This is a genomic window from Mesorhizobium sp. WSM4829, assembly GCF_055811475.1.
The window spans coordinates 1-4939 of sequence record NZ_JBVVQJ010000086.1 but is presented as its reverse complement, the minus strand read 5'-3'; the positions used below and the strand labels follow the sequence as shown (position 1 = coordinate 4939).

Here is a 4939-nt window from a genome sequence, read left to right as displayed (position 1 = left end):
CTGGACGCTACCCCCCCCATGCGGGAAGCAAATTAGCCGATACGACGGCTCAAGTGAACTCTTTACAACGTTAAGCAATACTTTGGCCTTACGAGGACTTTGTTTCATCTCTCAAACTACTCCATCAAGATACCGACTGAAATGACCATCTCTAAGCGGAAGTTATTTATTTATAAATATTTCCAAGCTGATGTATATCTATCTCCGGAGACTTGTCGCTTAGATAGCCACCAATTCTATCTAACTTCAGGCAGCCAACATACCCGCATTTAGCGGATGTAGAAAGGCAATATTTGTTAAACTTAGTTTGACAAAATCTGTTATCTAAGTTCAACTATGACAGAACGATTTAGTTTTTAATATGATAAATTTATTCAACTGGTTCATTGCAGTAGCGCTGTCGACCCTCATTGCGTCCGCCCTGCATTGCGTACTTGTGCAGCGTCCGAGCGCAATTCGACACAAGCTTTTTGGCTGTGCCTGACCTCAGACCTTGCTGTGAAGATACCATTGTCCGCGACCTTCGATCATAAAGGTTCTGTAATTTTTTTGGTATCTGGCTGTCCAAGTTGGTCATCCAATTGCGATGGTAGGGTGCGCATGATAATCTGTTGGGGATAATGCGATGCAATATGCCCTATTAACTGCCCGCGGATTGGGAGCGCATTGAGGTAGTAATGCAGGCCACCAAATTGCACGGCCTGCTCATCCCAGCCCGTGTGGAGCGTTAGCGGGTCCTGCTGGAGACCAAGACCTACGCATTTCAGTATAGCCTCTTTCCTGGTCCACAGCTCCAGGAACTTTCTCGCAGAGAGTTTCCGCGGAACGTCTTCAAACCTCCTGAGTTCTTGGTCAGTCATAATGTGACGGGCCAATTGGCGGCAATTTGCCAAGGCGCGCCAATGCTCAATATCTATCCCAATCAAGCCCACGGCTGAAACGGCGACGGCGGACCAATCCTGACTGTGAGACTGGCTCACTTCGATATCGCGCGCCGGCAATCGAGGCTTGCCGAACCGCGAAACGGTCATCTGGAGATCTTGCTCCGGAACACGCAAATGCGCAGCAAGGATGGTTCGAAAAGCAAATTTTGCTTGAATGTATGAAAGCCGCAGATCTGAGTGACGGATTTTTTCTGCTCGCTCCCGCTCAGTTGGGCTTAGCACTTCACGCATGTATGACGTTGGGATCGTCAGCTGTGAATGCCGGAAAACCCAAACATTGATCGTACCGAACTGCCTCTGCGAATGCATTCGTCACAGCCTATGGCTCGCTCCACCACATGCCCTTGCCTGATCAGCGCGATGGTAAAGTCGTTAATGCCTCCCCATCTACACGACCACAGTGCTGTAATGGGGCGGGTCGTCACTGACTTGCGAGAACTTCTACACTGCCATTGGATCCCTGTGGTTAAAAGTTTATGAAACAGCTTAAAGGATTTTTAAAAACTCTTTTAAGCTTCTTTCCATTAATCGTATACTATTTCAGTTGTTTCAACGAACTAGTACTAATGTTTATTATGCAACAAACCATTGTTGTCTAGACGTTATGACCGTGGTGTGATTGGTGGCCCGCCCTTAGTCTTTGCGGCTGTATGGCAAACGGGGGTTACTCGGGAGTGCCGAGCCGAGCCCCAAGCAAAGTAAGGGCGGACCATGGATGAAGATAACGCTTTTACATCAGTGTCGATGTTAAGGCCAAGCACGCGATTGCGATTGCCGAGGGGGGGACAGAATGGAGAGGTTCGGTATTTCGGCGAGATCGAGGCCACGCCGGCGGCGGTGGAGCGGTTCGTGCGCAAGCTGGAGAAAAAGCATCCTCACCTGTATTTCTGCTACGAAGCCGGCCCGACTGGTTACGGGCTTTATCGCCAGATCGTCGAGCTCGGCCACCGCTGCGACGTTGTTGCGCCATCGCTGATCCCGATGCGTCCGGGCGAGCGCGTCAAGACGAACCGGCGCGATGCGGTCACCCTGGCGCGACTGTTTCGGGCGGGCGAACTGAAGGGGATCTGGGTTCCCGACGCGGTGCATGAAGCGGTGCGCGATCTGGTGCGGGTGCGGGCTGCAGCGAGCGAGGATCTGCGCAAGAAGCGCCAGCAGGTTTCATCGTTCCTGCTGCGCCATGGCCGGGTCTTTAGCGGAGTTGGAGCCCAGCACATGCCCGCTGGCTGGCGGCGCAGAAGTTCGACCATCCGGCCCAGCAGATCGTGTTTCAGGACCAGGTCGACGTGATCACCGATGCGGAGGCTCGGCTGGAGCGGCTCGATGCCCAGCTTGCCGAACTCGTGCCCAGTTGGTCGATGGCGCGCTTGGTGGCGGCTTATCAGGTGCTGCGTGACGTCTCTTTTATCGTTGCCGTCACCTTCGCGAGCGAAGTCGGCGATGTCCGCCGCTTCGACAGTCCACGGCAATTGATGACCTTCCTCGGCCTGGTGCCTCTGAGCGGTCGAGCGGCGACACGGTCAAGCGCGGCGGACTGACGCTGGCCGGCAACCGCCGCGCGCGTCGAGTCCTAATAGAGGGTGCCTAGGGCTACCGCCATCCCGCCAGGGTGACGGAGACCATTCGCATCCGCCTCGAGGGCCTGCCGAAGGTTGTGCGCGAGATTGCCTGGAGGCGCAGACGCGGCTTTGTGCCCGCTACCGCCGCATGACAGCGGCGGGCAAGAAGGCGCCCATCGTGGTTGCGGCGATCGCGCGTGAAGGCGAAGCGCTTGGTGCCATTCCCAGCTCGGCAAGTTGCGACATTGCTTTGGCTAAGTATTCCTTCAGAAAAGTCTCGCGTTCGGCAGCTGGATCATAGACGATGACATCTAAACCGGCTCTCATAAAATGAAGCTGCCCAACCAGCCCCAATCAGCCCCCCCGATGCAAGTGACCTTGGATATCCTGTGCGCATCGCCTGGTACTCTCTGCTCAGCCATTTATACTCTCTCCACCATCGAAAGGTTGCGTCGCAAACGCAGCGCCGTCTCAGGCAACAAACTCAAGTGTCATCCGACATATGGACATATGATTGTGATATCGTAGATAGGGAGCCCTGTCATCCGACGGATTGCCGACGTTACCGTCGGGTCCAGTCATTGTGCTGCTCTTAATTTCTATTCTTGAGGTCCGGCACACGGTCTCTGCGAGCGTCGCGGAGAGTCAAATGTCGTTTATAGATTCAAGTCATTTCGAATTCAGATACCTGCCGCGCAGACGCCAGACGGTGCATGCGGAGTTCAACGTCTTTTATCGAGCGCTATTTATTGCCAACAGTTTGCCGGTTCGCAACAAATCAGGGCCGCGCGGACGCGCATCGGTCTAACTCAGGTCCTATCGGGGGCAAGGCCGACCAGCGCTTGGCAGAATAGAGCGATAAGAACCACGTCACGATCCTCGTCGAGCCAAGACCGCACGTTCCCGAAATCGTGCATAATTTCTGGCAGGGAAATTCGACACCTCGGTTTGGGAATACACGGCGCAGAGTAATCTGGCTTCCAGATGGTCAGCGGCGACAATCAATATTTGACGAACACGTGATGCGCATGAAGAATCCGCGAGAGTTGACGATAGCCCGCCGCCCCTATCCTTCGATAGTATGACCACTCGTCGTCGCCACCGAGTGCATGGCGCCGGAATAGACAATCAAGACGATACCGAACTAGGAGTTTCTGATGTCGCGGAAAGTCATTGTCACGTGTGCAGTCACCGGAGGAAGTTCCGCGGTTCTTGCGAAGCATCCAAATATCCCCAAGACGCCATCGCAAATCGCGGAGGCAGCACTGGAAGCTGCAAAGGCTGGGGCTGCGATTGTGCACATTCACGTCCGTGAGCCTGACACGGGGGAACCATCAAATAGAATTGAGCTCTATGAAGAGGTTGTTAAGAAGCTTAGGGACGCGGCGACGGACGTCATCATCAACTTAACCTGTGGAATGGATGGTGAACTTGAAATTGCTTCTTTGGATCCTTTAAAAATAGGCAAAAGTAGCACACTTAAGAACGCTATTGGACGTTGTCTTCACGCCGTCAAACTTCAGCCTGAGCTTAGCACCCTGGATTGCGGCACGATGGCTTTTGGGGACGCGATTTTTGTTGCGCGTATGTCCGATCTGCGAGAGATGGCGACACTCATGCGCGAGGCCGGTGTCAAGCCCGAGCTCGAGTGCTTCGATCTAGGCCACATCGAAACCGCTAAGAAACTCATCTCCGAAAACATAATTGACGGTCCGCCTCTTTTCCAATTTTGCCTCAGCACGGGTTATGGCGCACCGGCTGTTCCGATCGCTGTGCAGGCCATGCGTGAGATTCTGCCTTCCGGGGCAGTCTGGGGTGGATTTGGCTGTGGTGCAGATGAAATGCCGATGGTTGGACAGTTGGTGGTAATGGGCGGACATGTCCGGGTAGGTTTGGAAGATAACATTTATCTCCGACGTGGGGTGCTGGCATCCAATGCCGAGCTCGTCGACAATGCGGTTGGGATCATCGAGCGCATGGGCGCCAGCGTCGCCACACCTGCCGAGGCACGGGCAATCCTCGGAGTAAAGAAGCGGGGATGATCGCGTCCTTAATGTATCAAATGTAGCTATATGTCCTGGAGGCGAAATGGCGTCGCAAATCGGAAGTTGCCTTGGAATTCTGGGCTTGGAACCTGGCTTGCCACCCGGCGTGACGCCGCCGGCGCCGCTGTCCGGCTCGCTGTTCAGTTCAGCTACTTTCGACTTTCCCGTGATATCGGAAACGGTCGAAGGAGCCTGGGCGGATGTTGTCATGCAGGGCGAACCTGCGCTCGTGCCTGCCTTTGTTGCGGCAGCGCGGAGGCTGGTCGAGCGAGGCGCAGTCGTAATCACCTCGGACTGCGGCTCTGCTGTTCGGTATCAGGCAGCGGTGGCTGCGGCGGTAAGTGTCCCGGTAGTAATGTCCAGCCTGCTCTTCGTGCCGGCGCTGCTCCGC

2 protein-coding genes and 2 pseudogenes are annotated in these 4939 nt (G+C 54.7%); 3 read left to right on the top strand and 1 reads right to left on the bottom strand.

Annotation, left to right across the window (positions count from 1 at the left end; translation table 11 throughout):
- Positions 1-527: 527 nt before the first annotated feature.
- A complete protein-coding gene (locus tag AC0L17_RS34100) occupies positions 528-1253 on the bottom strand; it encodes a 4'-phosphopantetheinyl transferase family protein (protein WP_473518937.1) in 726 nt (241 codons plus the stop codon).
- A gap of 425 nt (positions 1254-1678) precedes the next feature.
- Between AC0L17_RS34100 and AC0L17_RS34095 the strand changes: the two are divergent.
- The 3 genes and pseudogenes from AC0L17_RS34095 to AC0L17_RS34085 all read left to right on the top strand — a co-directional run.
- A pseudogene (locus AC0L17_RS34095) lies at positions 1679-2804 on the top strand (IS110 family RNA-guided transposase).
- An 856-nt stretch (positions 2805-3660) separates the two neighbouring features.
- On the top strand, positions 3661-4545 hold the full coding sequence (locus AC0L17_RS34090; protein ID WP_473518936.1) for a beta-keto acid cleavage family enzyme: 885 nt from the start codon (positions 3661-3663) through the stop codon (positions 4543-4545).
- Between the two features lie 85 nt (positions 4546-4630).
- Positions 4631-4939 (top strand): annotated as a pseudogene (locus AC0L17_RS34085) (aspartate/glutamate racemase family protein); the annotation flags it as partial.

Bases quoted from the DNA above. Each gene is read 5' to 3' on its own strand.
- AC0L17_RS34100 (WP_473518937.1), bottom strand. From the start codon at position 1,253: ATGCATTCGCAGAGGCAGTTCGGTACGATCAATGTTTGGGTTTTCCGG.
- AC0L17_RS34090 (WP_473518936.1), top strand. From the start codon at position 3,661: ATGTCGCGGAAAGTCATTGTCACGTGTGCAGTCACCGGAGGAAGTTCC.